The sequence below is a fragment of the Stutzerimonas kunmingensis genome (assembly GCF_021432085.1).
Taxonomy (GTDB): Bacteria; Pseudomonadota; Gammaproteobacteria; order Pseudomonadales; family Pseudomonadaceae; genus Stutzerimonas.
The window spans coordinates 2786237-2812292 of the sequence record NZ_CP090366.1 but is presented as its reverse complement, the minus strand read 5'-3'; the positions used below and the strand labels follow the sequence as shown (position 1 = coordinate 2812292).

Below are 26056 nucleotides of genomic sequence, written 5' to 3'. Positions count from 1 at the left end.
CTTGGCGGGAGCCAGTGTGGACGCTGATTTTTTCATCTATATATGCAATTGGATGGTTGTGTAATGGTAAAAAAGCACATAAAAAAAGTAGTCTTCCTGTGCGCCGCGCTGAGCTTGGCTGGATGCTTCGATAGTGAAGTGGAATGTGATTCGTCAGTTACGAAAGAAAGAATAATCGAAGACTTTAAGGCGAGAATCAAAAAGGATATGCCTGAAGGGGCAATAGATTACATTACGAATATCGAACTTGTCGAAATCGTAACGCTCGCTGCAGACAAGAGTGCGCAGTCTCGTTCCTGCGAGGCCAAAGTCGTTGTTCATACCAGCGTTTCAGAGCAGACGGCATTTCAAGGCATAAAATATGAGAATCAAACAGTTTCTGGTGGCGCTGAATCCACCAGAAGCCAATACTCTTACGCCGATACATTTAATTACATCGCAACGAATGTGTATGGCCTTATCAAGGATACTTACGAGAAGGAAATCGCAAAGAAAAAGGGATTTGATTCTTATGCTGAGTATCAAGCATATACGTATGCTAGCGCCCGCTTGATAAAAAACGAGGGAGAGCTAGAGCGTTTGGAAAAAACCATTTCTGAACTCAGCGCGCAGCTCAAGGAGCTCTATCCAGTCGTTGCCGAAACTGAGAAGGCGATTGCCAGCGGTAAAACCGTGTTATTAACAAACGAATACATGTCGATGCGGCCAGTTTTGGTTAATACCGGCATGGTGGAAACCAATTTTTTCGACAAAAAAATAGTCTTCTCAGCCGAGGTCAAGAATACGTCAGCTGTGACAGTCGACGCCATGTTTTTCTCTGCCGACATTTTCCTAAATGGTCAGGGTCGCGCCTTCAAGACTGATAAATTCACGAGCATTGAATCGGTCAAAGGACTTAAACCCGGAGAAACACGTAAGGTGAAATTTTCCGTAAGCGGGGAAGAGGGCATTACGAGTAACTTTATGGATACTACGTCTTGGCAAGATGCAAAGTCTGTGCAAGTTAGATTGACTCCCAAGAGATATGTGGATGCCAGCGGTCGTGAAATCCCAATTGGCAGGTACCGTGATCATTTTGCTTTGAATGGCAAGATTAAAGGGGAGCCAATATTTTGGGATAAGTATGCCGAAGTGGCATCTGCTCTTAGTATAAATGAAGCGCGTCTAGTGACTGTGAAAAATCAAATCGAGAGCGATAAGGCTGTTATTGGCTCTAAAACTACTGAAAAGCCTTCTGGTTAGCGCTTGAGCTCTTCGCCAAATATGCCGTGAATCGCCCCGATTTTACTAGACACAGAATGACCGCTTCTGGCCGGTTAGCGACCACCGTTCAGGCTAGCCATTCTTGTCCTCCCACACGTGGAGGACTTGCTATGAACATCATCGCTACCTGCAGCCGCCAGCCCTGGAACAAAGGAAAACTGGTCGGACAGAAAACCCCACTCCGACTGAGAGATATCTGGGCCATCCGAGTAAGGCTTCAAATTGCAGAAAGAACTCGGGATCTGGCTCTCTTCGACCTGGCCATCGACAGCAAGCTTCGAGCCTGCGACTTAACCAAGCTCCGTGTGCGGGACGTTGCCCATGGTGAGCAGGTGTCATCACGAGCAATAGTGATGCAGCAGAAAACACAGCGGCCAGTGCAGTTCGAGATCACTGAGCAAACTCGGGCGGCGCTCGCGGCTTGGATACATCAAGTACAGCTCCGCGGCGAGGACTACCTGTTCCCGAGTCGACTGCATAACTCAGACCATCTATCCACTCGTCAGTACGCCCGTATCGTCAAAGGCTGGGTGAAAGCCATTGGCCTTGACCCAGCCATGTATGGCACTCACACAATGAGACGCACAAAGGCATCACTGATCTATCGCAGGACGAAGAACCTGCGGGCCGTTCAACTGCTGCTCGGCCATACGAAGCTGGAGAGCACCGTTCGATATCTGGGAATTGAGGTCGATGACGCCTTGGAAATGGCGGAACAGACCGAAGTGTGACCATGTGTAGCGACGGCCAAAGTCAGGCCGTCGCTAACCGGCCAATAAGTGCCGCACAAATCCCGGCGGGTGCAGATTTCCGGGCGGTTTGCGCCAGATCAGTTGGAGACGCTTTTCAAGCCCCGGGATGGGAAGAGCTACCAGCGCGCCACTGCGAACTTCGTCTTGTACTGCGGAAGCCATCACCAACGACACGCCGAGTCCCGCCCTGACTGCTTGTTTGACTGCCTCGGTGCTGCCTAGCTGCATACCGCTGCGAGGCACGCCCAGCTCGCCAAAGTATTCGGTCAGAAGCCGTCCGGTACCGCTACCCGGTTCACCTCCCAGCATCGGCAGGTCCACCAGACGATCGCGTTCTATGCACCCTGCTTCAGCCAGCGGATGGTCGGGGCTGACGATAAGTACCAGCGGCTCGACCCGCCAGAGGCGGTGTTCGAAGTCGGGGTGAGGTAGCCACCATTCCATGATCGCGGCGTCGAGCTGGCCCGCCAGTAGCTGGTCGGCCACATCCGGGTTGGCGGCGATGCGCAGATCCACCTCGCCCCTCTCATTTGCGGTCGTCAGATAGCTGCGCACGAATGGCTGGAGAAGGTAGGTGCCGATGTTGGAGCTGGCCCCGACGCGCTCACTATTTCCATGCAGGGCTTCTAGCGCCCGGGCGTGCATGTCGAGCAAGGCGGTCGCATGCGGCATGAAGGCCAGCGCACGTGTGGTAGGCTGGCAGCCGCTACGACTGCGCTGCACCAGCGTTACGCCGACCTGCTCTTCAAGCTTCTGCAAGTGCTGCGACACCGTCGGCTGGGCCAGCCCCAACGCCCTCGCCGCGCTCTGAAAACTGCCTGTTTGAACGATCGCTACCAGGCTCTTCAGCCAGACCGGATTCAACATGCGGCAGGCTCGGCCTGGGGCAGACGGTTCGCAGCGTTGATTGGGCGCGCACCTGCCAACGCCTGGATGATGCTCTGCGCTGCACAACGTTCAATCTCCAGGCGCACCGCGCGCACTGCCGACCCTATGTGCGGAGTGAAGAGCGTATTCGGATGCGCGAGCAGCGCAGGATCGATCAGCCGCGGCCGGTCCGCGCGAGCCCAGTCTTCCATTTCGAATACATCCGCCGCATACCCGCCGAGCTGGCCTCGCTCAAGCGCCGCGAGCACGGCGGCTTCATCCACTACCGAACCACGACAGGGGTTTACAAGCAGAGCGCCCGGCCGTACGAGGGCAAGCAGCTCGGCGTTGACCAGATGCTCAGTATCGGCATTCAAGGGAAGCGCCAGCAGGATGAAGTCCGAGCTGGCGAAGAGTTCGCTGCACGCCACCTGGCGCAGGCCGAGCCGTTGCTCGGTTTGTGTATCCAGAGCCTTCGCCTCGTGGTACTGCAGGGTCGCGCCCCATCCCTGCAAGCGCTCAGCCATGGCCTGTCCGATGGCGCCCATGCCAAGGATGCCGACCGTCGCGTTATCCAGCCCCGTGCCGTAGAACTGTGGTTGCCAGCCCTGGAACTCGCCAGAGCGGACGAACGCATCTGCTGCGCGCAGATGCCGCCCCAGCCCCACCGCCAGTCCGATCGCCAGCTCGGCAGTCGGGACCGTCAACAGATCAGGCACGAAGGTCAACCAGACCCCGCGGGCAGTACAGGCGTCCACATCGAAATTGTCGAAGCCCTTGAGCGCGCAGCCGACCACACGCAGCTCGGGGCAGGCTTGGAGAAATTCTGCATCGACCCGATCGGGCATGAACGCCATCATCGCCTGAGCATCGCGGCAGCGGCGCAGAATCTCCTCGCGCGTCAGCGTGCTGTCGCTCTGGTTGGTCATCAGCTCGCAATGTGGCGCCAGCAGTTGCAGGATCTCATCGTGTACTCGGTGAGTTATAACGAGTTTCGGCAGCATGGTTTGTCCTATTTGAAACGTTTGCGCAGCACGCCACTGAAGGCGTCTACTAGCGTGACCATGGCCAGGATGACCAGCAGGATTGCTGCAACCTCCTGGTACTGCATGATGCGCAGCGAGCCCATGAGTTCGAAGCCGATACCGCCGGCGCCAACCATGCCCATCACGGTGGAGGCGCGAAAGTTGTATTCCCAGCGGTAGATCGCCACGTCGGCGAACTGCGGAGTCACCTGTGGCAAAACCGCGTGCAGCAGCACTTGCATCGGCGTAGCCCCCGCCGCCCGAGCGGCTTCCACCGGCGCTTCGTCGACGTGCTCGATGGCCTCGGCGAAGAACTTGCCGACCATGCCGATCGAATGCAGACCCAGGGCAAGCACGCCCGGCAAGGCGCCGAACCCTACGGCTGCAACGAAGATGATGCCCATGATCAGCTCCGGCACCGACCGCAGGGCATTGAGCAGCACCCGGGCAACACCGAACACAAGGGGGTGCGGCGCCGTATTGCGCGCTGCAACGAAGGCCACCACCAGCGAGAACACCACTGCGATGGCCGTGCCGGCGATGCTCATCGCCAGCGTGTCGATCAACGGGCGAATCCAGCTTCGATAGCCCGAAAAGTCTGGCGGCATGGCCTCGCCTGCCAGGGTCGCGATGGAGGGCAGCCCGTTCAGCAGCGTGGTGGCATCGAGCAGCCCCACGTACCAGCAGGCCAACAGCACCACTCCGAGTACAATTGCCACCTGCCCCAGCTGGCGCCACCAACCGAGGCCGAAGCCTCGAAGGATGTGCTCGCGTTGCTCTGCAGGCAGCGCCTGCACGTCATGATGAGTAGACATATCGGTGCTCACATCGTGGCGAAGTCGAGGCCGAGCAGCGATCCCATGTTGCGAATCACATCGTAGTCGGCGTCGGTGATTGGCGCGAAGGCCTCGGCTTTGAAGTTGCGCAGCACTTCGGGATCGTCGATACCGACGAATACATCCCGCACCTTGGTTTTCAGCTCGGGGCTCAGGTTCGAGCGCATCGCCCAGGGGTATTGGGGATATTCGCCGCTGTAACCAAGTACTTTCACCTTGCTCGGATCGATTAGGCCACGTTCGGCTACTTGATTGAAAATTACCTCCGACAGCCCACCCGCATCGGCGTTTCCGTTCGCCACGTTGACGGCAACGGCGTCATGCGTGCCCACAAAATGTTGTTCGTAGTCCTGCCCACCCGTCAGCTCGGCCGTCTCAAGAAGCACGGTTTTGGGAATCAGATGGCTGGACGTCGATGCCCGGTCACCATAGGCCATCTTCTTGCCCTTAAGGTCGGCATACTCATTCACGCCTGACGCCACATTGGCGATAATCACTGAGCGATAGGTCGGCTTGCCGTCGATGACCATGGCAGCGAAGGGCTCGATGTCGCTTTTGCTTTTGGCCATGACGTAGGACAGCGGACCGAAATACGCCAGGTCGATACGGCCAAAGCGCATCGCCTCAATCATCGAGGAATAGTCGGTGGTTACGATCAGCTGCACCTTCTTGTCCAGATGCTCTTCCAGATAATCCTTCAGCGGCTGGTTTCGCTTGATCAACTCCGAGGCGTTTTCGTCCGGCAGCAGCGCAACCTTTAGCACATCCGGATCGGCATCGGCCGCTACGGCGGACAGACTTGAAACAGCGGACAGCAAACAGGTCAATAAGAGAGCGGATAAGCGTTTCATCGGGACATCTCCAGTGAAGGTGCGAGCATGACAGGGGTTTCAGCCGGAGCAGTTGCTGGCTGAGTCGTAGAGCGGCCTGCATAGATGCGCTCAAGCTGCGCATCGGTGAGTTCCGAGGGCGCGGCATCGAAAACGATCTGAGAATCGGCCAGCCCGACGACGCGATCGGCGAAGCGGCGGGCATATTCGAGTTGATGCAGCGAAACGATGGCGGTGATGCCGTCTTCCTTGCAGATGTCGCGCAGCAGTCCGAGAACACGGACCGAAGTGGCCGGGTCGAGACTGGCTACCGGCTCATCGGCAAGAATGATCGCGGGCTGTTGCGCTAGCGCACGCGCGATGCCTACCCGCTGCTGCTGGCCACCGGACAGTTTGTCCACCCGGCTTAGCGCCTTGTCTGCCAGACCGACCCGAGCGAGGCAACTGAGCGCAATCTCCTGATCGGCACGCGGCAGAGGAAACAGCGAGCGGAGCGTGTTGTGAAAGGCCAGCCGACCGGTAAGCACATTAGCCAGTGCGCTTTGACGTTCGATTAGCTGGTGGTGCTGAAAGATCATGGCGGTACGCCGACGATGCTGACGCAAGGCCGAGCCGCTGCCGAGCTCACCGAGCTCGCTGGTGACACTGCCGCGAGTGGGCGTGACGAGTCGATTGAGGCTACGGAGCAAGGTCGACTTGCCTGCGCCCGAGAGACCAAGCAGCACGGTGAACTCACCACGCCGAAATGCAATCGAGGTATCGCGTAGGGCTGTCACGCCGCCTGGGTAGACGACGCTCAACCGGTCGACCCGCAGCACGGCGTCCTGTATCGGATGGGGCGTCATTTGATCACCTTTCGCAATATTGCTGGCCGCACAATTGCGGTTCGCGATGCAAAGGGTAGAAATTCCTTGTTAACGCACTGCTTCTAAATGATGACATTTCGATGAATGCTTCGAATCTGCCGTAGCGGGGCGGCAAGCGAAGCCGTGGAAGAACGGGCGCAACGTAGCGTCTTTCTTCACGCGGGATACAGGAAGCTTTGATTGATACTGCTGCGGATTCGCTACAGTAACGTTGGGCCAGAACGTAATGCCATCCAAGCAAGAGGGCGCACACTAGCGGCCAATAGTGGACAGTCAAAGCCGGTAGGCATCGACATAAAGATGACTCTCCCAACCTTGCGGGCAAGAGAGATCGCTGGCAACGATTCATTACTCTCGTATCAAGGTACTCTCGGTGCAATCGAGAGGGAAAACATGACACCTAGTGAACACTTCACCCTCATCGAATCTTATTCGGGCGCCTGTGGACGTCCGCCACCCAGCAGCGTAATCTGATGCTATAACGCCAGCTCCAGTTGTGAATTCTGCACACTGATGTGCTTTCAGAATCGGCTAGCAATTAATAAATTACCAATTTAAAGTTATTTGTTAGAAGGTGGATTCATATTGAATTTTAAAACCGCTCGATTAAATGCTTACCACCAATGGCCTCAACGCACAAAATTTAAAGCTGAAGAGAAATTTGATTCGTGCCTGGAACGAAATCATAACAAAATCCCGTTCGAAACAGCGAAGCTAGGCAATCCTCTGGATAACAACCAAAGCGTCTATATTGGCCACTACCTAGATGGTTTAGAAGCACTCCCGCATCGCCCAGATTACATGTTTGATCATTGTTTTAGGGTGATTGATAGCTCATCCAAAATGCGGTATCCAAAAAAGGGTTTAAAAGGAGTGGCGCAAGGCCTCGGGAAAGAATTAGTCAAAGCGGCGCCGGCGGAGTGGAAGGTTATCACGGATAGTCTTTGCCGCAATCTCCCCGCCCCAACATTGATGTTCATTGTTAGACGCATGTGTGAGTCGTATGCACCGCAAAACGACGCAAGCAAGCAGTTTTCTGGAAGAGTTGTTGATTGCACCGGACAGCTATTTTACGACGAATTCATAAAAAAATTTAGTGTCGACCAGTCCAAATGTATTACACCAATTCCATCTGGCGAGCTTCTTCAATCGGCCTCTAGCTTCATGCGACTTTATCTATCGGGGACGGTGGGAACTCAGAAAAGGCGAAATATTTATCCATCTCTTGACCTCACGAACCCGAAAAACACTCTTACCGATGCTCGCAGGATAGAATTCTTGCTTTCCATATGGTTATTCACCATGCGAAATGAGCGAGCCCATGGATCAGCTTTGAGCCCATTTAAAACGAGCAAGTCTTCTTTGGAGCGATATGAGAGCTACTATTTCTCCATGCTCGCATGTTACATATTTTCTCTCGGTGCCTTGAGCATTTCGAATCCCCATATGATCAGGGCATCGGAAATTGAATCGTGCTGTTTGTCAAACACGGCTTTGCAGAATAATTTCTTTACGCGAAGCTAAACATGTTGCAATAGGACGTAGAGTCCGGCGTGGGAGACTGACCGCAGAACAGAGCCCCCCCAATCGATCCGGATTCCATAGACGTCACAACGCCGCTTGGGGCCGGCAGCTACCGCTCTGGTAGGGCTGGGATGTCGTCTGAATAATTTAAACTCTTACAATCCCAGAGCCTGGTTTTTCTAACGCTTTTAGCCACTCTTTGAGACCTGCACCATCTACTTCATTTATAGAATAGCCGCGAGCAATAATTGTTTCCTTTGCTCCAGGACTTAACTCCGAAGTTGTAACAATTAAGCCGTACTCCGCGTTTAGGTGCTGCATGTCGGCGTGCAGACCCTTAACGATGACTTTTTCAATTTTAGCTTTTTGTCGCTTGCACTGAATTATCATGTGGGGTGGCTCTACTCCCTCGTCTTGGTTGATTTTCCATACTCGAACGTCAACTCCGTCATCGTTTGAGCCTGGACCAAGCTCCACAGAAAAGCCCTGTTGATAAAAATATTCAGCTGTCAGTTCCTCAAACTTTCTCCAGTGCATGTCAGAAAGTCTATCGTGATTTGCAATTAGATAATTCACAAATCTCTGATCTATAAATTCTCCAACTTCAACATCTCCCGATCCGCCCTTGAAAAGAGCCTCTAAGGCTTCAACGCTGCTCCATTCGGTATATCGAAGTCCTGAGTTAGGGCTCAAGCGCATCCCCTCGTCAATGACTTGCACTCTCTCAAGTGCTAACTCTGCGCCTTTAAAGCCATATTTTATATGGGCCGCGCGAATGAACGGGGTTGGATCTAAGGCTTTAGTGCCACTCTTAACAGCGGTCTCTATAAGCTTCGGCCAAATTTCGATGAAAAGTTCTTGTACACCTGCGTGGATTTGTTCAAGATCAGTTCCGCGGTACTTATGGAAAAGGCCAATACCTGTAATATCTCCATTATACTCTTCTTTCGTATATCCAATTCGATAGAGCAGCTTATAAAATAAATCATCATAATCTTCAGATCGAAGCCTTACAACTTGGGTCTCAGAGGCCCTTAGAAGATCTGAGTATCCTGTGCCGACCAAATGATCACACATTTCTTCAATAGACAAAGCTAGGCCAGATTTGTAGCCGGCGGTTTCGGACAAACTATCGCCTAATACTTCTGGGTCGAACCAAATTGATCCCATGCTGCTTTTTCGCTCCCGGATTACCTATGCGCCCGATTATAACTAATTGATATTATAGTGCTGATGTTTGTGCCAAGCCCGAACGAAATAAAAACTTTTTTCTTCATGCCTTCCGATATGCGCACAAAGCTAAGTTAGGAAATGAAAAATCTGCTTTCTTTTCTGCACTCTGATCCCGTCTGTGTGCGGCTCGGAATGATTAAAAACTGCCTTCACGGCTGACCGCCTCTGGCCGGTTTCTGCCTGTTGCTACCGGCTGCTTTGTTGCTGGCTGTGGATGGTCATTTTTCTCTCGTTCAGAACTCTGCCCAGTCCGCCATCAGTGTCCGGCTCAGTTAACAAATAAAAGTTTGGCCTATCTATATTTGAAAGGCCGTGTGGGCTTCAAGCTAATCCGGGGTAGAACCCACCCCTGGGCAATAGGGGCAAAGAGGTTTTCTATGCAAAACATCTTCTCTGAGGCAGCAGTCAGCATTTCTGAGCTGAAGAAAACCCCATCCCGCATCTTGGCTGAAGCCGCATGTGCCCCTGTAGCCTTGCTCGACCAGGATCGTGTTATGGCATATCTGGTGCCAGCAGAGCTGTACGAACAAATACTGGAGCGCCTGGACGATTTCGAGCTGTCTGCATTGGCGAAGGCTCGGGCAGCTGAAAAATCCATCCGGGTGTCCTTGGATGACCTTTAAGCAGCAGATGCTCGGGCTTGGATTCGGCCATCCAGTGTTTTGCCCATCGGCGTCTTGATAGGCAGCACAGTTTTTTCTCTGCTACGATATTCAAAGGTAATACCCTTAGATAACGGAGGGCTGACCATGGCCACTTCCATCAAAATTGACGACGATCTGAAAGGTCGCATTCAGCATTTGGCTGGTTTGCGGCAGCGCTCATCTCACTGGATCATGCGTGAGGCGATCACCCAGTACGTCGAACGTGAGGAGGCCCGTGAGAGCTTCAAACAAGAAGCGCTGGCATCTTGGGCTGCATACCAGGAAACCGGCCAGCATTTGACCGGCCAGGAGGCTCGCACCTGGCTTGGTAGTTGGGGTACAGATGCTGAGGCAGAGTTACCCAAGTGCCACGACTGATCGTCACTGAAGGCGCGGCGAAGGGCCTGGAGCGTTGCCGGCGATTTCTCTCCGATAAAGATCCGCAGATCGCACGCCGTGCTGCACAGGCAATCGAGCGCCAATTCGCTCGATTGGAGGAAAGTCCGGAAGTAGGGCGTCCATTTCCAGATCTGCCAGAGCTGCGTGAGCTCATCATCGAGTTTGGTGACTCAGGCTACGTCGCGCTGTACCGCTATGAGCGCGCAGATGACACCGCCTATGTCTTGGCCTTTCGCCATCAAAAAGAAGCTGGCTACTGAGGCTGGACAGCAGCTACCGGGCTCCCGGCAAGAATCGACTCCAGCTTCTCACCCAACAAGCGCCAGGCTTCGGTTTTTTCCTTGGCGTAATCGTGGTGCAGGTAATGTCGGCGTACCTTCGAGCCGCCCAGCAGATGGTTCTGGCAGCGGTCGATTATTTCCAGTGTTACACCCAGCTCCTGCATCATCGTCGCGCCCGTGCGGCGCAGGTCATGCGGGGTCCATTCACCCTTGGTTCCCTTGCTCAGTACCAGTGAGTCGTCATGATGCCGGCCGGCCAGTGGCTTGCTGCGGTTCTTGAATCGACACTGGCGGTCTCCGATGAGCTTGCTGACAGTCTTGGTATCAACGTGGCTTCGACCATCCTTGCTGGGGAAGCAGAACGGCGTATCGCCGGTTTCTTCCTGAAGGCGTTTGAACTGCGCAATGGAAAACGCTGACAGGAACACGTGGTGATCCTGGCGCTTGCCTTTATGGCCCTTGGTGGCCTCGGCAGGGATGAACCAGGTGCCTTTCTCCAGATCCACGAAGCGCCATTCTGCCTTAAGCAGCTCGCCGATTCGGCAGAGGGTGCTCAGGCAGATCCACAGCGCGCACTGGACTCGCGTGTTGACCGGGCGAATGCCGGAATACTTCTGGCCAGCAGGAAGCTCTTCGTAGTCTTTCTCCAGGCGTTCGAGGATGTCACGCAGTTCTCGAATCTCGTCAGGGGAGAGCAGTCTATCCCGCTGTTCTTCGTAGTCATGGTCGAGCAGCTTGTTAACGTCTATCAGGTCGGCTGGATTGCCGTCAGTCATGAGGCCACGCCATGGTTTGCGTTTCTCGGCCCAGCGCAGCATCTGGCCGATGTCCTTGCTGCGGATAACGACGGTGCGGTTTAGGCCGCGAGATTTGACTGAGCGTAGGACAGCGAGCAGATCCTTCTCGCTCAGGTTGCGCAGCGGCTTCTTGCCAATCAGCGGCAGTACGTCCTTCTTGAAGCTGCGGATCAGCTCGGCGTTGCCGTCCTGACGGGAGACGCCGTCACGTATCCACTCATTAAAGAGATCGGAGACTGTCTTGTTTTCTGCGGCTTCACGTTCTGCTTCAGCAATAGTGGTGGCGATTGCCGCTTGCGCCTCGATCCGTGCAGCTTTGGCGGCAAGGGTAGGGTGCAGGCCTTTGGTGACGAGTACCCGGGCCTCGTCGCGCTCAGACCGAATTTGCGCCAAGCTTTTCTTCGGCCAGCTACCCAAGCGCTTCCTGGTTCGCGCTCCATCCAGCTTGAATTCATAGCTGAACTGAACTGTGATTCCGCGAACCCCGGCGCGCACCTCGGCAACCAATCCTCCATCCTCACGGAAGACCTTGCCGTCATCTTGGGCTGTCAGTGCCTCTAATTGCTTAATCGTTACCTTGGACACTCTCTACCCCTAGTACAATTCCTTGCGCCCGAATTTTGTGCCACTTTTGTGCCACCGAATTGCATAGCTGGTGGTGGACGGTATTGGACGCTACCGGATGCAAGATTAGCCTGTAAGCCCCGTATTTACTAGGTTTAAGCCTGTCCAATAGTGTTTGGTAGGATCTATAGAAATCCACCAAATAAGCGCATGGGGTGCAAGGGGTAGAGTGTTCGAATCACTCCGTCCCGACCAAAAAATCCCTAGAAAATCCAGTCACTTAGCGGTGACTGGATTTTTTTTGTCCGGTCCGCGCGTGGCAGTGTGGGGACTTTTGGGGGGACTTTTTTCAACCCGCCTTCCTCCTCAGTATCGTCAGGGCCGGTCCGCTCGAATCCGTCGCCGATATCTTGTTGGCCTCATCGATCAGCTTGCCCAGTTCGGCCGCCGAGTAGTGGCTGGTGATGCTGCCGTTCTTGTGGCCCAACAGGACCTTCCGGTCTTCCGCCGTCACGCCTGCGGCGCGAAGCCTGAGGCCGAACCTGTGCTTGGAGTTGTGCACGCAGATCGGTGCAAACCTGAGCGGTTGCTTGTCTGAACGTTGCTCATACACCGTTGCCGCTCGCTTCCTTGCCTTTTCGTAGGACCAAATCGTTCATTCGATGCATCGGTGGCGTGCCTGGTTTCGCCATGCTTTTCTCGCTGGCACTCACTAATGGACGAAAGCTCTAATTTACTGAAAGTCCCGGCTGCGCACATCGAGCCCGGTGAGCAGGGGCGTGAGGTCGCTCAGGCGGCCGGCGATGAGATGTCGTACGCCGCTGGCCGACTCCAGATGGCCATCCACACGAAGCAGTTGCGACTGGATCAACGGCCGCCTTTGGCGCTCGGCCAAGTCGCGCCAGACCACCACGTTGACCATGCCGAACTCGTCTTCCAGGGTGACGAAGATGACACCGCTGGCGGTCTGCGGGCGCTGGCGGCCGATAACCAGGCCGGCGACGCTGACTAGGCGCCCATGTTCGATCGTGGCCAGTTCCCGTGAGTTCTGGCAGCGCCTGGCCTTGAGTTCATTTCGCAGCAGGGTCAGCGGATGCGGCCCCAGCGTAGTGCCGAGGGTCGCGTAGTCGTTGAAAAGGTCTTCACTCACCGAAGGCAGCGGCAGGTAGATGGGCGTTTCCTCCATAGCGGGCAGGCCGTCAAACAGGGGTAACTGTGGTTCGATCCCTGCGACGGCCCAGCGCGCACGATGCCGATGACCGGCCAGACCGCGCAGGGCCCCGGCATCGGCGAGCTGCTCGCGTGCGCGCGGTTCGAGCTCGGCGCGACGGCATAGGTCATGGATGTCCATGAATGGCTGGCATTGGCGTGCGGCTTCGATGCGCAGGGCATCGGTTTCCCGAAAGCCGCGCACCATACGTAGCCCCAGGCGGATGGCCGGTTGTTCCTGGTGGCTTGGCTCGAGGCTGCAATCCCAGCCGCTGTGGCGAACGTCCACCGGGCGTATTTCCAGACCGTGACGACGGGCGTCCTGGAGAATCTGGTCCGGATTGTAGAAGCCCATCGGCCAGCTGTTGATCAGGGCGCAGGCAAACGCAGCCGGTTCGTGGCGCTTCAGCCAGCAGCTGGCATAGGTGAGCAGCGCAAAACTCGCAGCGTGCGATTCGGGAAAGCCGTAGCTGCCGAACCCTTTGATCTGCTCGAAGATCCGCGCGATGAAGTCGGGCTGATAGCCTTTGGCGAGCATTCGCTCGGTCAGCCGCACGCGGTGGGGCTCCAGACTGCCGTGACGCTTCCAGGCGGCCATGGCGCGGCGCAGCTTGTCGGCCTCGTCTGGGGTGTATTCGGCCGCCACGATCGCCAGCTCCATCACCTGCTCCTGAAACAGTGGCACGCCAAGGGTGCGCGCGAACACCGGTTTCAGTTCTTCGGACGGGTAATCCACCTTTTCTTCGTGGTTACGTCGACGCAGGTACGGATGCACCATGTCGCCCTGGATAGGCCCAGGGCGGACGATGGCGACCTGGATGACCAGGTCGTAGAAGGTCTTCGGGCGCAGGCGCGGCAACATGGCCATCTGTGCCCGTGATTCGATCTGGAAGACGCCGATCGTGTCGGCCCGGCTGATCATCTCGTAGGTGGGCTTGTCCTCCGCGGGCAGCGTGGCGATGGTCCAGCGCGTGCCGCGATAATGTTCGATCAGGTCGAAACAGCGGCGTATCGCGCTGAGCATGCCCAGTGCCAGCACGTCGACCTTGAGCAGGCCTACCGCATCGAGGTCGTCCTTGTCCCACTGAATCACCGTGCGGTCGGCCATGCTGGCATTCTCGATCGGCACCAGGGTGTCGAGCGGCTGCTCGGAGATCACGAAGCCGCCAGGGTGCTGGGACAGGTGGCGGGGGAAGCCGATAAGCGCATCGGTCAGTACCAGAACTCGGCGCAGAACCGGATTATCCGGGTCGAAGCCGGCTTCGCGCAGCCGCGAGTCGTCGGGTATGTGCTCACTCCAGCGCCCACAGCAGCCGGCCAGGGCGTTGATCTGGTCCGGTGGCAGGCCTAGTGCCTTGGCGACATCCCGCAGGGCGCCAGTGGCGCGGTAGCTGCTGGCGACGGCGGTGAGGGCGGCACGATTGCGCCCGTAGCGCTGAAAGACGTACTGGATGACTTCCTCGCGCCGGTCGTGCTCGAAGTCCACGTCGATATCGGGTGGCTCGTTGCGTTCGCGGGAGAGGAAACGCTCGAACAACAGTTTGCTGCGCACCGGGTCGAGCTCGGTGATACCCAGCACGAAACAGACGCTTGAGTTGGCCGCCGAGCCTCGACCCTGACAGAGAATGCCCCGTTCGCGGGCGAAGCGGACTATGTCGTGCACGGTCAGGAAATAGCTTTCGTAATGCAGGTCGCCGATCAGCTCCAGTTCATGTTCGATCTGCGCGCGGGCCTTTTCCGGGATGCCGTCCGGCCAGCGCCAGCGTGCGCCATCCTCGACCAGCTTGCGCAACCATGAGGTGGTGTCATGTCCAGGCGGGACCAGTTCGTGGGGGTAGTGATATTTCAGCTGATCGAGCTGGAAATGACAGCGCTGGCTGATGCGAAGGGTTTCGGTGAGCAGTGCGGCCGGATAGAGCTGGGCCAGCTCCTCGCGCGACCGCAGGTGGCGTTCGCCATTGGGAAAGAGGTGGCATCCGGCCTCGGCGACCGGCAGATGATGGCGGATTCTGTTGAAAAAGTAGGTTTAGCGGCGGCCTGCCGATCAGGTGTGCCTGCTGTCGAAGTGACTGCAAGCCACTTCAGGTTGCCTTTCGGCGTTTCGCTGAGCGTCCTTGCTCAGGCCTGAGGGTTAATTTGAAGGTTTCTGCTCTCAGCAGGCGTACCTATCCCGTGAGCGGTGGCCCTTGAGGCAAAAGCTTGGCCATGCGTCGCAGGTTCTGCACCGCCGCCGCCAAAGTGAATTCGTCAGTGGCACCTGTCAGGCCGCGCAGTCGTAAACGATCGAGTTTCATGATCCGTTTGAGGTGGGCGAACAGCATCTCCACCTTCTTTCGTTCGCAGCGAGAGACGAGGTATTCCGGTGTCTTGGCGATGCGCCTGGCCACATCGCGGGCAGCCTCATGGATACTGCGGACGATCTTCCGATTCGGCGTGTTGGGGCAGCATTTCGCTTTCAGCGGACAGGTAGTGCAGTCGGTTTGGCTGGAGCGATAAATGATGGTGTTGGCCTTGGTCACCCGCGATCTTTTCTGGGTGAAGGCGCGCCACTCACTGCGTAGTGGTTTGCCGGCTGGGCAGCGGTATTCATTGGCCTCCTGGTTCCAGTGGAAGTCGTTACTGGAGAGGCTGTCGTCCTTGCGCTCAGTCTTGTCCCACACCGGCACATGCGGCTCGATGTCCTTTTCTTCGACCATCCAGGCCAGCATCGGGGCGGTGCCATAAGCGGTATCGCCGATAAGGCGTTCCGGTGTGAGATCGAACTGAGCTTTGACACGCTCGACCATCGTCCTAGTCGAATCGACTTCGGCGGTACGGTGCGCCGGGGTAGCTTCCACGTCCATGATCACACCGTGCTCAGTGTCGATCAGGTAATTCGTGGAGTAGGCAAAAAAGGCCGGCCCACCTGGCGCTGCTGTCCAACGGGACTGAGGATCTGTGAGCGAAATTTTCTTGGGAAGAGCCTCAGCCAGCGCCTCTTCATCAAGGGCTTCGAGGTACTCGCGCACTGCGCGGCTGCTGAGCTTTGGATCGTTCCAATCGACCTCATCTCCCGCTACCCCACGTTGCCGGCTGGCATCCGCCTTGATGATGCTAGCGTCGACGGCAAAACCTTCGCCCTTGACTAGGCCGGCTGCCATGCAACGCCGCAGCACCTCATTGAACAACCAGCGGAACAGATCGCTGTCACGAAAACGCCCATGGCGATTCTTCGAGAAGGTCGAGTGATTGGGGACTTCGTCTTCCAGACCCAGCCGGCAGAACCAGCGATAGGCCAGGTTCAGGTGCACCTCTTCGCACAATCGCCGCTCGGAACGAATGCCATAGCAGTAGCCGACGACCAGCATGCGCACCATCAATTCCGGGTCAATCGAGGGGCGTCCGATGGGACTATAGAAGTCCGCCAGGTAGGCGCGCAGATCACTAAGATCCAGGCACTGGTCGATGCTGCGCAGGAGGTGTTGAGCCGGGACGTGATCTTCTAGGTTGAACGAGTAGAACAGGCGCTGCTGTCCTCCCGGTAACTGCCCCATCATGCTGTTCGCCCCCACGCTCGCTGACAGAGCAATTTTGCCAACGGCATGGAGAGGCCGCTACTTTTTCAACAGAATCGGCGGATGGCGGTCATGCAGTCCTGCAATGCCCGGCGACCGCGGGCATGCATGTGCACGTCGCCACAGGCCACGGCGGGTATGCCCAGGCGTGAAGCCTGGGTCAGGGATTGCCGCAGCTGCAGCGCGTCGTCCGGCCCCCGATGCAGTTCGATGCCGAGCCACAGCCGCTCGCGAAAACGCTCGAGCAGCCATCGACCGTCGGTGTCGGCGCCGGCGTGACCGGGCAGCCAGATCGCCAGCAGTCCCTCTAGCGACCCCTCGCTCAGGTCTTCGCGCAACGCCTGGTAACGACCTTTCTCGGCCCTTCGGCGGGCACGGGTTATCAATTGGCAGAGTGCTTGGTAGCCGGTCAGGTTTTCCACCAGCAAGACCAGCTTGGGCCCGCCCTCGATCTGCACCTCGCTGCCGATGATCAGCGGCAGGCCGGTGTCCTTCGAGGCCTGCCAGGCGCGCACGATACCGGCCAGACTGCATTCATCGGTGATCGCCAGAGCGTCATAGCCCTGGCGTTTGGCGCGTTCGAAGAGTTCGCTCGCGCTGGATGCACCCCGCTGGAAGCTGAAGTTGGACAGACAGTGCAGCTCGGCATATTCGGCGTTCATGCGAACCAGCCGTGCAGCAGCAGGGGGCCTCCGGCGAGGGCGCGAAACGCCCAACCCTGTTGGCCGGTAGCGGTTTGCACCCGGTAGTAGTCGCGTCGCGCGTCGGCACCATCCCACCAGCCGGACTCGATGCGCTCGGGGCCGGTCAGGGTGAGCAGACCCTCTTCGCGCAAGGGTTGCGGGGTACTCAGCAGCCAGCCGGGGCGCAACCCCACGTGAGGCAGTGGTTCGGTGCGGGCGAGGCTGCTTTCCCGCCAGGCATATTCGGGACGGTGGTCCGCTCGTGCGCTCAGCGAGACCACGGCATCGTCGCCCAGTCGGGCGCGGAGGCGTTCGCGCAGTTGCTCCCAGGGCACATTCTGCTGCGGGCGCTCGTCGAACAAGGCCTGATGGGCCGGCGTGAAGGCTGGCAGATCACGAGCCAGCAGACGCACGGCCAGGACGGGGGCCGGCAGTTGCAGATGCTCGAGGCGGCCACGGGTCAGTTCGAACAGCATGGCGGGCTCGCGTTCGGTACTGAGTAGGCCGACCGCTACCTCGCTGTCGGGCAGGGTGCGATGTTCCAGGTACAGGCTGAAACGCTGGACGCCGCTGTCCCGCCCGGCGAGAAAGGCGGCCAGGTCGGCGGTCAGTCTGCGCAATGGAAACAGCAGAGCCTGATGGGACTCGACCTCGAAATTCAGTTCGATGCGGGTGTCGAAGACATCCGGTGGACGGTAGAACTCCAGAGGCAGCGGCCGATGCCCGAGCAGGGTGTCGAGCTGGGCCAGCACTTCGGCCGGAAAGCGTCTGGCCAGGCTGTTGCGCGGCAGGGTGAGCAGTTGATGAAGATGGCGCAGGCCCATGCGTACCAGCGATGTGCTGACTTCGCGGGGCAGACCGAGGCGCTCGACCGGCAGTACCCCGAGCGCCTGATGAAGCGTGGCTGTATCGGTCACGGCCAGCCCGTCATGGGCATTGGCGAGGATGCGCGCGGCCGCCGGGTTGGGCGCCAGGGTGATGCGGTGGCGGAAGCCCAGAGCCGTGAGCTCCTTGCGTAGACGCGTCTCGAATCGTGGCCAGGGGCCGAACAGGCCGAGGCTGGAATGCACCTCCAACAGCAGGCAGCGCGGGTAATGCAGGCTGACCTGGGCGCTGTAGCCGTAACCCCAGGCCGCCAGAAACCGCTGCCAGCGTTCGATCATCAGCGGGTCGTAATCGGCGGTGGCGAAGTCGTGGGTCAATGCCTGGGCTGCGATCAGCGATTGCCCTGGCTGGAGGCCGAGCTTGCGGGCGGCTGCGTTGACGGCCTGCAGCACGCGGCGCTGTGGCGGGCCGGCGAGTAGGGCCAGTGGCGCGGCGGCATCGTCGCGGTGGCGCAAAACGCCGTCCATGGCCAGTTGCGGCAGCAGAATGCAGGCCCAGAGCATCGTCACGCCTGTTGCCAGGCGCTGGCCGGGAGCGCCTGTCCCGGAGCCAGGCCGCCGCGGCACTTGATGACACGCAGCTGCGCCGGCTGGGCCTCGATGGTCAGGCGTAGTGCCGCCGGTGATGGGTTATTTGCTTCATGCAGTGACCGATAGACGAAGCCCAGGGTTTGGCCGGATTCAGCGGCAATCTGCAAGCGTCTTAAGGCACGGTCATCAGCTTGTTGCGGCCAGCACAGCACGGCGGCACAACTGCCGGAACGTAGGCATTGTTCTGCAGCCCACAGCGCATCGCGGCCCTTTGCCTGGATGATGGTCAGCCACCGCAGGTCTACACCCGCGGCCAGCCAGGCCTGGGGGTAAAGTCGATGAGGGGGCGTTACCAGCGCCACCCGCTCGCCGGCGGTGGTCAGTCGTGCAATGGTCGGCCACAGCAGATTCAGCTCGCCAATGCCCGTGGCCGCGACGAGGAGCTCGCTGATGGCTGACTCCGGCCAGCCGCCGCCGGGCAGGAACTCATCCAGTGTGGCATTTCCGGTCGGCTGGACGGCCGTGCGAGACGTTATGGTCTGGCCACGCCAGACGCGACGTGTATCCAGCAGGCTATCGAGGGCGACCACTGCGGTCATGAAGAGGCATCCAAAATAACTGTATATAGATACAGTATTTGGCCTGCCGCGAGTTGGTCAAGCACGACGCGATGAGTGAGCGCGACACTTCATCTGTTCGAGCGCATGCTCTCTCCGTGGAAGGCGGGGCCAGCCTGAAAGCTGCTCGGCCATTAGGCGTCGCCAAGCCCTGATCACTGCTTGTGCTCGGAAAACCCGTCGATTAGCATTCGCGCCCGGGATAAGAGGCCGCAGTGCTCATGTTGCTGCTTCCCGGCCATATCGAGATTGGAAAGCCCGGTTCGCCCGCGATCCGGGCTTTTTCTTTGCTGTTCGGGGCGCATGATGGTCCTGTGTCGACGAAGCTGAACGAGGGAAATGCCATGCGCGAGCGTTTGTTGGCTGCGGAAAAGGTTAAGTCGATCGAATGGCTGGACGGGCGCCTGAACCTGCTCGATCAGCGCAAGCTTCCCGTCGAAGAGATTTGGTGCAGCCATGATTCTGCGGCGTCGGTCGCTGCGGCGATTCGGGATATGGTCGTGCGCGGCGCGCCGGCAATCGGAATCAGCGCAGCCTATGGCCTGGTCCTTGCCGTGCGTGCCCGTATCGCCGACGGCGGTGATTGGCGGCAGGCCCTGGAGGAAGACTTCAAGGTGCTGGCCGATTCCCGTCCCACTGCAGTCAATCTGTTCTGGGCGCTGAATCAGATGCGCGAACGACTGGATCGCCTCAAGCCGGGTGAAGACCCGTATGCAGCGCTGGAAGCCCAGGCCATCTCCATCCATGACAGCGATCGCGAGGCAAATCTGGCGATGGCGCAGTTTGGCGTCGACCTCATCCGCCGCCATCAGGGCAATCCGCAGAACCTGCTCACCCATTGCAATACCGGCGCCCTGGCGACCGGCGGTTTCGGTACGGCGCTCGGGGTCATCCGGGCGGCGCATCTCGAGGGTCTGGTGGAGCGGGTATACGTCGATGAGACCCGGCCTTGGTTGCAGGGCTCCCGGCTGACGGCCTGGGAACTGCTCGGTGATGGCGTTCCGGCCATGGTGAATGCGGACTCGACGGCTGCTCATCTGATGAAATCCAGGGGCATCTCCTGGGTGATCGTCGGTGCGGATCGCATCACCGCCAATGGCGATGTGGCGAACAAGATCGGTACCTACCAGCTTGCGGTCCTGGCGATGCACCACGGCGTGCGTTTCATGGTGGTGGCGGCAAGTTCGACCATCGACATGGCGCTGGAGAGCGGCGAGGAGATCCAGATCGAGGAGCGCGCCGGCAGCGAGCTGCTTGAGGTCGGCGGTCGGCGCTTCGCGGCTGATGTCGAGGCATTCAATCCGGTGTTCGACGTGACGCCGGCCGATCTCATCGATGCCATCGTCACCGAGAAAGGCGTGGTCGAGCGGCCGAGTGCCGCGAAGATGGCCGAACTGATGAGCCGCAAGCGGCTGCACTGAGCAACGATCGGTCGCGCTCGGGTGTGGTGTGCAAGCCGGCCTTGCTCCGTGCAAGGCTCAGTTTATAGCAGTCGTCTGTGTTACCATCCCGCGCTTATTACAGGACCCTGCTGACTATAAGGAACCAGGCTTCCATGGGCGAACTGGCCAAAGAAATCCTCCCGGTCAATATCGAAGACGAGCTCAAGCAGTCCTACCTTGATTACGCCATGAGCGTGATCATTGGCCGTGCGCTGCCGGACGCGCGCGATGGCCTGAAACCGGTACACCGCCGCGTACTGTTCGCCATGAGCGAACTCGGCAACGACTGGAACAAGCCGTACAAGAAATCCGCCCGTGTGGTCGGTGATGTGATCGGTAAATACCACCCGCACGGCGATTCGGCGGTATACGACACCATCGTGCGTATGGCTCAGCCGTTCTCGCTGCGCTACATGCTGGTCGACGGTCAGGGCAACTTCGGTTCGGTCGACGGCGATAGCGCTGCAGCGATGCGTTACACCGAAGTGCGCATGGCCAAGCTGGCCCATGAGCTGCTGGCCGACCTGGAAAAGGAAACCGTCGACTGGGTGCCCAACTACGACGGCACCGAGCAGATCCCGGCGGTCATGCCGACCAAGGTTCCCAATCTGCTGGTGAACGGCTCCAGCGGTATTGCGGTAGGCATGGCGACCAACATCCCGCCGCATAACCTGGGCGAAGTGATTGATGGTTGCCTGGCGCTGATCGACAACGCCGATATCACTATCGACGAACTCATGCAGTTCATCCCGGGCCCCGATTTCCCCACTGCCGGTATCATCAATGGCCGTGCTGGCATCATCGAGGCCTACCGCACCGGCCGTGGCCGCATTTATATTCGTGCTCGCGCCGATATCGAAGATATCGACAAGGTCGGCGGCCGCCAGCAGATCGTCATCACCGAGCTGCCTTACCAGCTGAACAAGGCACGGCTGATCGAGAAGATCGCCGAGCTGGTGAAAGAGAAGAAGATCGAAGGCATCACCGAGCTGCGTGACGAGTCCGACAAGGACGGCATGCGCGTGGTCATCGAGCTGCGCCGCGGCGAAGTGCCGGAGGTGATCCTCAACAACCTATACGCCCAGACCCAGCTGCAGAGTGTCTTCGGTATCAACGTGGTTGCTCTCATCGATGGCCAACCACGCACGCTGAACCTGAAAGAGCTGCTGGAAGCCTTCGTTCGCCACCGTCGCGAAGTCGTCACCCGCCGTACGGTCTACGAACTGCGCAAGGCGCGCGAGCGTGGGCACATTCTTGAAGGGCAGGCGGTCGCGCTGTCCAACATTGATCCGGTCATTGCGGTGATCAAGGCTTCGCCAACTCCAGCCGAGGCCAAGGATGCGCTGATTTCCACTGCCTGGGAATCGAGCGCCGTTGAAGCCATGGTCGAGCGCGCAGGGGCTGATGCCTGTCGCCCGGAAGGCCTCGATCCGCAGTTTGGCCTGCGTGACGGCAAGTACTTTCTGTCGCCGGAACAGGCGCAGGCGATTCTCGATCTGCGTCTGCACCGCCTGACCGGCCTCGAGCACGAGAAGCTGCTCAGCGAATACCAGGAAATCCTCACCCAGATCGGCGAGCTGATCCGCATCCTGACCAATCCGGTTCGCCTGATGGAAGTCATCCGCGAAGAACTGGAAGGCGTGAAGCGCGATTTCGGCGATGCACGGCGCACCGAGATTCTCGAGTCGCGTCTGGACCTGACGCTGGCGGACCTGATCACTGAAGAAGAGCGCGTCGTCACCATCTCTCATGGTGGTTATGCCAAGTCGCAACCGCTGGCCGCCTACCAGGCGCAGCGCCGTGGTGGTCGCGGCAAGGCTGCGACTGGTGTGAAGGAAGAGGATTACGTCGAGCATCTGCTGGTTGCCAACAGTCACACCACGCTGCTGCTGTTCTCCAGCAAGGGCAAAGTGTACTGGCTGAAGACCTACGAGATTCCCGAAGCATCTCGCACTTCGCGTGGCCGCCCGCTGGTCAACCTGCTACCGCTCGATGAGGGCGAGCGCATCACCGCCATGCTTCAGGTCGATCTGGAAGCGCTGCGCAAGCAGGCCGCCGAAGGTGAGGACGACCTGGACGAAGCAGAAGGCCTGGTCATCGAGCATGATGATGCGGACGACGTCGAAAGCGATGACGCCGACAGCGACGAGAAAGACGAGCCGACCGGCTCCTACATTTTCATGGCTACCGCCAATGGCACGGTCAAGAAGACACCTCTGGTGCAGTTCAGCCGTCCGCGTACGTCCGGCCTGATCGCGCTCAAGCTGGAAGAAGGCGACACCCTCATCGCTGCGGCCGTCACCGATGGTGCCCAGGAAGTGATGATGTTCTCCGACGGCGGCAAGGTCATCCGTTTCAAGGAAAGCAAGGTTCGCATCATGGGCCGCAATGCCCGCGGTGTACGCGGTATGCGTCTGCCCGAAGGGCAGCGCATCATCTCCATGCTGATTCCGGAATCGGGTGCTCAGATCCTTACCGCATCTTTGCGTGGCTACGGCAAGCGCACCGCGATGGAAGAGTTTCCACGCCGCGGTCGCGGTGGTCAGGGCGTCATCGCCATGGTCACCAACGAGCGTAACGGTCCATTGATCGGTGCCGTGCAGGTGCTCGAGGGCGAGGAGATCATGCTGATCTCCGATCAGGGCACGCTGGTCCGGACCCGCGTCGACGAGGTGTCATCGCTGGGGCGCAATACTCAGGGCGTCACCCTCATCAAACTGAGCAAGGGCGAGCATCTGGTTGGTCTGGAGCGCGTGCAGGAGCCATCCGAGGAAGACGTGCTGGAAGACATCGAAGCGTTGCTCGATGACGACGCCCTCGAGAAGGAAATGCCTGTACTCAGCACTGAGCCGAGCGAGGATGAACTGCTCGGCGGGGCTGGCGACGTATCTCCGGATGTGGTGCCGACAGACGACGAAGACTGATCGGCGAAAGCAATCCGCAATCAGGTGGTAGCGCGGCGGACGGTAGAGGTACCGGTCGCCGCGCCGCGGGATTCAATATCGAGCAAGAGCGAGAGAACAGCAGTGAGCAAACGCGCCTTTAACTTCTGTGCCGGTCCGGCTGCGCTTCCCGAAGCCGTCCTTCAGCGTGCCCAGGCGGAGCTTCTCGACTGGCATGGCAAGGGCCTGTCGGTCATGGAGATGAGTCACCGTAGCGACGAATACACCGCTATCGCCGAAAAGGCCGAACAGGATCTGCGCGACCTGCTGGCGATTCCGTCGAACTACAAGGTGCTGTTCCTCCAGGGGGGCGCCAGCCAGCAGTTTGCCGAGATTCCGCTGAACCTGCTCCCGGAAGATGGCGTTGCCGACTACATCGATACCGGCATCTGGTCGCGAAAGGCGATCGAAGAGGCGCGTCGTTTCGGTAACGTCAACGTGGCGGCCAGCGCCAAACCCCTCGATTATTTCGCCATTCCAGGACAGAACGACTGGCAGTTGAGCGAGCGCGCAGCGTACCTGCACTACGCGAGCAATGAGACCATTGGCGGCCTGCAGTTCGATTGGATTCCGGATCTCGGCGATACGCCGCTGGTCGTCGACATGTCCTCGGACATTCTGTCGCGGACCATCGACGTCTCGAAGTTCGGCCTGATCTACGCCGGAGCGCAGAAGAACATCGGGCCATCCGGGCTGGTGGTCGTCATCGTTCGTGAAGACCTGCTCGGCCATGCGCGTTCCGCTTGCCCGACCATGCTCGACTACAAGATCGCGGCGGATAACGGCTCGATGTACAACACGCCGGCAACCTTTTCCTGGTATCTCTCGGGGCTGGTCTTCGAGTGGCTGAAGGAGCAGGGCGGCGTCGAGGCGATGGAGCAGCGCAACCGCGCCAAGAAGGACATGCTCTACGGTGCCATCGATGCCAGCGATTTCTACACCAACCCGATCGCCATCAATGCGCGTTCGTGGATGAACGTTCCGTTCCGTCTGGCCGATGAGCGTCTGGACAAGGCGTTCCTGGCCGGCGCCGACGCGCGTGGCCTGTTGAACCTCAAAGGGCATCGCTCCGTGGGTGGCATGCGTGCTTCTATCTACAACGCCGTAGGACTGGATGCGGTCGAAGCGCTGGTGGCCTACATGGCCGAGTTCGAGAAGGAGCACGGCTGATGAGCGACGCCGATCAGTTGAAGGCCCTGCGGGTTCGAATCGACAGCCTCGACGAGCGCATTCTCGATCTGATCAGCGAGCGCGCCCGCTGTGCCCAGGAAGTCGCCCGGGTCAAGACCGCGGCGCTGGCCGAGGGCGAGTCCGCGGTGTTCTACCGTCCGGAGCGCGAAGCCTGGGTGCTCAAGCACATCATGGAGCTCAACCGCGGGCCGCTCGATAACGAGGAAATGGCGCGTCTGTTCCGCGAGATCATGTCGTCCTGCCTGGCCCTGGAACAGCCGCTCCGGGTTGCCTATCTCGGCCCAGAGGGCACCTTCTCCCAAGCTGCGGCGCTCAAGCATTTCGGCCATGCGGTGATCAGCACGCCAATGGCAGCCATTGATGAGGTGTTTCGCGAGGTTGTGGCGGGAGCCGTGAATTTCGGCGTAGTGCCGGTGGAGAACTCCACCGAAGGTGCAGTCAATCACACGCTGGACAGCTTCCTCGAGCACGACATCGTGATCTGCGGCGAAGTGGAGCTGCGTATCCACCACCATTTGTTGGTGGGCGAGACGACCAAGACCGATCGGATCACGCGCATCTACTCCCACGCGCAATCGCTGGCGCAGTGCCGCAAGTGGCTTGATGCCCACTACCCGAATGTCGAGCGCGTAGCGGTTTCCAGCAATGCGGATGCGGCCAAGCGGGTCAAGAGCGAGTGGAATTCGGCGGCCATCGCCGGCGACATGGCTGCCCAGCTCTACGGTCTGACCAAGCTGGCCGAGAAGATCGAGGACCGCCCGGACAACTCCACGCGATTCCTGATTATCGGTAGCCAGGAAGTGCCGCCGACCGGCGATGACAAGACCTCGATCATCGTCTCGATGCGCAACAAGCCAGGCGCCTTGCACGAGCTGCTGGTGCCGTTCCATGCCAACGGCATCGACCTTACTCGAATCGAAACGCGGCCGTCGCGCAGCGGCAAGTGGACCTACGTGTTCTTCATCGATTTCCTGGGTCACCACCAGGATCCGCTGATCAAGGATGCGCTGGAGAAGCTCGGGCAGGAAGCTGTGGCTCTTAAGGTGTTGGGTTCCTACCCCAAAGCGGTTCTTTAATTGCGGCTTCAGGTCGCGGCAGTGGGGCAGGCGACCGGCTTGTACC

The 26056-nt window shown here is 58.7% G+C and carries 20 protein-coding genes and 3 pseudogenes; 10 read left to right on the top strand and 13 right to left on the bottom strand.

The genetic code is table 11. The features are described 5' to 3' along the window. The first annotated feature begins 63 nt into the window (after nt 1-63). A complete protein-coding gene (locus LW136_RS13170) occupies nt 64-1242 on the top strand; it encodes a hypothetical protein (protein WP_234173080.1) in 1179 nt (392 codons plus the stop codon). 131 nt (nt 1243-1373) lie between these two features. Continuing rightward, a complete protein-coding gene (locus tag LW136_RS13165; protein WP_003118388.1) occupies nt 1374-1994 on the top strand; it encodes a tyrosine-type recombinase/integrase in 621 nt (206 codons plus the stop codon). Between the two features lie 33 nt (nt 1995-2027). On the opposite strand, the gene LW136_RS13160 is transcribed toward LW136_RS13165, so the two are convergent. From LW136_RS13160 to phnC, 5 genes are read right to left on the bottom strand one after another with little or no spacing between them, the layout of a single operon-like run. Next, a complete protein-coding gene (locus tag LW136_RS13160; RefSeq protein WP_003118389.1) occupies nt 2028-2882 on the bottom strand; it encodes a LysR family transcriptional regulator in 855 nt (284 codons plus the stop codon). Beyond that, nucleotides 2876-3886 (bottom strand): phosphonate dehydrogenase PtxD, encoded by a 1011-nt coding sequence (gene ptxD, locus LW136_RS13155; RefSeq protein WP_003152798.1) that lies wholly within the window; start codon nt 3884-3886, stop codon nt 2876-2878. Before ptxD ends, LW136_RS13160 begins: the two co-directional genes overlap by 7 nt. Nucleotides 3887-3894: 8 nt before the next feature. After that, a complete protein-coding gene (gene phnE / locus LW136_RS13150; protein ID WP_003298907.1) occupies nt 3895-4722 on the bottom strand; it encodes a phosphonate ABC transporter, permease protein PhnE in 828 nt (275 codons plus the stop codon). Nucleotides 4723-4730: 8 nt separating this feature from the next. Continuing rightward, entirely contained in the window at nt 4731-5594 is an 864-nt protein-coding gene (phnD, locus tag LW136_RS13145; protein ID WP_003117866.1) for a phosphate/phosphite/phosphonate ABC transporter substrate-binding protein, read from the bottom strand. Beyond that, complete coding sequence (gene phnC / locus LW136_RS13140) at nt 5591-6418, bottom strand: phosphonate ABC transporter ATP-binding protein (protein WP_003117867.1); 828 nt, start codon at nt 6416-6418, stop codon at nt 5591-5593. The genes phnD and phnC overlap by 4 nt, the downstream gene beginning before the upstream one ends. 606 nt (nt 6419-7024) lie before the next feature. On the opposite strand from phnC, the gene LW136_RS13135 reads away from it, so the two are divergent. Beyond that, the gene (locus LW136_RS13135; protein ID WP_234173079.1) at nt 7025-7963 is read left to right on the top strand and encodes a hypothetical protein; all 939 of its coding nucleotides are present in this window, start codon (nt 7025-7027) and stop codon (nt 7961-7963) included. Nucleotides 7964-8110: 147 nt separating this feature from the next. Here LW136_RS13135 and LW136_RS13130 read toward each other — a convergent pair whose 3' ends face one another. Further along, nucleotides 8111-9133, bottom strand: coding sequence for a restriction endonuclease (locus LW136_RS13130; protein ID WP_234173078.1), 1023 nt, complete (start codon nt 9131-9133; stop codon nt 8111-8113). A 440-nt stretch (nt 9134-9573) separates the two neighbouring features. Here LW136_RS13130 and LW136_RS13125 point away from each other — a divergent pair, with 440 nt between their 5' ends. From LW136_RS13125 to LW136_RS13115, 3 genes are all read left to right on the top strand, one after another. Further along, nucleotides 9574-9819 (top strand): type II toxin-antitoxin system Phd/YefM family antitoxin, encoded by a 246-nt coding sequence (locus LW136_RS13125; protein ID WP_034021179.1) that lies wholly within the window; start codon nt 9574-9576, stop codon nt 9817-9819. Nucleotides 9820-9945: 126 nt separating this feature from the next. Next, nucleotides 9946-10218, top strand: a complete 273-nt coding sequence (locus tag LW136_RS13120; RefSeq protein ID WP_017940300.1) for a CopG family ribbon-helix-helix protein — start codon at nt 9946-9948, stop codon at nt 10216-10218. Further along, nucleotides 10206-10499 carry a type II toxin-antitoxin system RelE/ParE family toxin gene (locus LW136_RS13115; protein ID WP_234173077.1) on the top strand — a complete coding sequence of 98 codons (294 nt, stop codon included), beginning with the start codon at nt 10206-10208 and terminating at the stop codon, nt 10497-10499. Before LW136_RS13120 ends, LW136_RS13115 begins: the two co-directional genes overlap by 13 nt. Here the strand turns inward: LW136_RS13115 and LW136_RS13110 are convergent. From LW136_RS13110 to imuA, 7 genes and pseudogenes are all read right to left on the bottom strand, one after another. Next, nucleotides 10493-11902, bottom strand: a complete 1410-nt coding sequence (locus LW136_RS13110; RefSeq protein WP_234173076.1) for a tyrosine-type recombinase/integrase — start codon at nt 11900-11902, stop codon at nt 10493-10495. The genes LW136_RS13115 and LW136_RS13110 overlap by 7 nt on opposite strands. A 328-nt stretch (nt 11903-12230) precedes the next feature. Further along, nucleotides 12231-12552: pseudogene (locus LW136_RS13105) on the bottom strand (tyrosine-type recombinase/integrase); the annotation flags it as partial. Nucleotides 12553-12614: 62 nt separating this feature from the next. Further along, nucleotides 12615-15098: pseudogene (locus LW136_RS13100) on the bottom strand (error-prone DNA polymerase); the annotation flags it as partial. 157 nt (nt 15099-15255) lie between these two features. Further along, nucleotides 15256-16626 carry an IS1182-like element ISCfr1 family transposase gene (locus LW136_RS13095; protein ID WP_003116647.1) on the bottom strand — a complete coding sequence of 457 codons (1371 nt, stop codon included), beginning with the start codon at nt 16624-16626 and terminating at the stop codon, nt 15256-15258. Nucleotides 16627-16703: 77 nt separating this feature from the next. Then, nucleotides 16704-17306: pseudogene (locus tag LW136_RS13090) on the bottom strand (PHP domain-containing protein); the annotation flags it as partial. Continuing rightward, a complete protein-coding gene (locus LW136_RS13085; RefSeq protein WP_234175265.1) occupies nt 17303-18715 on the bottom strand; it encodes a Y-family DNA polymerase in 1413 nt (470 codons plus the stop codon). The gene LW136_RS13085 and the pseudogene LW136_RS13090, both read right to left, overlap by 4 nt. Nucleotides 18716-18717: 2 nt before the next feature. Next, entirely contained in the window at nt 18718-19341 is a 624-nt protein-coding gene (gene imuA, locus LW136_RS13080) for a translesion DNA synthesis-associated protein ImuA (protein ID WP_234173075.1), read from the bottom strand. 362 nt (nt 19342-19703) lie between these two features. Between imuA and mtnA the strand changes: the two genes are divergently transcribed. The 4 genes from mtnA to pheA all read left to right on the top strand — a co-directional run bounded on the left by mtnA (nt 19704) and on the right by pheA (nt 26010). Further along, nucleotides 19704-20780: an S-methyl-5-thioribose-1-phosphate isomerase gene (gene mtnA / locus LW136_RS13075; protein WP_234173074.1), complete on the top strand. Its 1077-nt coding sequence runs from the start codon at nt 19704-19706 to the stop codon at nt 20778-20780. A 134-nt stretch (nt 20781-20914) separates the two neighbouring features. Next, on the top strand, nt 20915-23725 hold the full coding sequence (gene gyrA / locus LW136_RS13070; RefSeq protein ID WP_014820647.1) for a DNA gyrase subunit A: 2811 nt from the start codon (nt 20915-20917) through the stop codon (nt 23723-23725). Nucleotides 23726-23827: 102 nt separating this feature from the next. Further along, a complete protein-coding gene (serC, locus tag LW136_RS13065; RefSeq protein ID WP_041014296.1) occupies nt 23828-24913 on the top strand; it encodes a 3-phosphoserine/phosphohydroxythreonine transaminase in 1086 nt (361 codons plus the stop codon). Further along, nucleotides 24913-26010: a prephenate dehydratase gene (gene pheA / locus LW136_RS13060; RefSeq protein ID WP_023444760.1), complete on the top strand. Its 1098-nt coding sequence runs from the start codon at nt 24913-24915 to the stop codon at nt 26008-26010. The genes serC and pheA overlap by 1 nt, the downstream gene beginning before the upstream one ends. The last annotated feature ends 46 nt before the right edge of the window (nt 26011-26056 follow it).